Source organism: uncultured Arthrobacter sp. (genome assembly GCF_902805515.1).
GTDB lineage: Bacteria > Actinomycetota > Actinomycetes > Actinomycetales > Micrococcaceae > Arthrobacter_D.
This window is the reverse complement of the sequence record NZ_CADCTE010000021.1, coordinates 1-1,405: the sequence shown is the minus strand read 5'-3', so window position 1 is coordinate 1,405 and position 1,405 is coordinate 1. Positions and strand designations below refer to the sequence as shown.

Here is a 1,405-nt window from a genome sequence, read left to right as displayed (position 1 = left end):
GTTTTACGCGCTCATGTACGGGGACCCCGGGAATAGGCCCCCCGCGGCTTTGGAGGCCGAGGAGATACTGCACGGGCTGGTCCAGCGGATAGCCGAGGCCGGCCGGCTGCGCGTCGGGGTGGAACGAGCGGTGGGCATGATCCACGCCGCGGGGAGGGGCGTCGTGATGTCCCTCAACGCCCAGGATCCCGGGGATCGCGACCCGGGGCTGTCGGAGGCGACCCGCGAGGCGGTGCTCGTGGCCGTGACCACGGACGGGAGCGACGAGGCGGCAAGCGAACGCACCGGTCGGGACCGGGCCGCCAACCGCGCCGTGGGCCTGAAGGCCGTCCTGCCCGAGACCGGCGACCGGCTCACGCCCCGCGAGAGGGGCCTGCTATCCGAGTGGCTCGACAGGCTCGTCGGTCCCGCCCAAGCTAAGATAGGGTAGTGTCAGGGAGGCCGTTATCGGGCCGTTCTGCGCCTTTCGATCGGAGGAAGGGCAAACGCCCGATCCGGCGACGTGACCACCGGCTACAGCGCGAGGAGATCGACACCCATGATAAAAATGATCATCACCATCAAACGCCGCGAGGGGATGACCCACGAGGAATTCGTCCGTTTCCAGCGCGAGATCCATATGCCCCTCCTCATGTCCATCCCGGAGGCGCGCCAATATATAAGGCGGTTCGTGGTCTCCTACCCGATCCCGGCGCCCGACTACTCCGGTCCGGACTACGACTCGGTGGTCGAGGCCTGGTTCGACAGCATGGAGGACATGAACGCGCTCTACTTCTCCGAGAACTTCTTGAGGGAGGTCGGCCCCGACCACGAGAACTTCATGGACTTGTCGGCCTACGGCAGGATCGTCGCCGAAGAGGAAGTTGTTGTGGGCTAGAAATCGCGTCGTGTCTCTCCGGCCCCGCGAGGCTGGCTTCCGGAAAGCAGGCCGGAAGCCAGCCACCCTTTGCGGGCCTTGATGCCGCCGCCGAGACGATGGTGCGCGGTTAGTACCAGAAAGCGACGACAGCGGCGAGCGCGACGGCCATCCCCGGTAATCGACCGCGGTCCACCATCGCCACCCGGCGCCGATATACCCCGTTCGCGCGCGGTCATGGCCGGAACTTCGCCTAAAACCTGTCCACCCAACTGCGGGCAGGCTCGTTCCCCGAAGTCCGCATGCAGGATCTCGCATGGGCCGGCCCTCCGGGGACTCCGGATCGCCCCCTCGACGTTGGGGGACACAGAAGGACGACATAACACCTGGTAGGTTCGCACAGAGAGGCAACTAAGGGGTCATCGCATGATTCCGGTAGGATTGTACGGTAGCGGTCGGATCTCATGGGGGACCGGATCGACGTCGGGGCCCTCGATTCGACCTCGACGGCCGCTAGCGACCGCGCCGTGAGCCCGGTTCCACGGGCCT

1 protein-coding gene and 1 pseudogene are annotated in these 1,405 nt (G+C 66.2%); both read left to right on the top strand.

The genetic code is table 11. From position 1 onward, the window contains the following. A pseudogene (locus QZX79_RS02165) lies at positions 1–430 on the top strand (hypothetical protein); the annotation flags it as partial. 108 nt (positions 431–538) lie between these two features. After that, a complete protein-coding gene (locus QZX79_RS02160; RefSeq protein ID WP_294564011.1) occupies positions 539–877 on the top strand; it encodes an EthD domain-containing protein in 339 nt (112 codons plus the stop codon). The last annotated feature ends 528 nt before the right edge of the window (positions 878–1,405 follow it).

Excerpts from the sequence above, each read along its gene's own strand:
- QZX79_RS02160 (WP_294564011.1), top strand. The coding sequence starts at position 539 with ATGATAAAAATGATCATCACCATCAAACGCCGCGAGGGGATGACCCAC.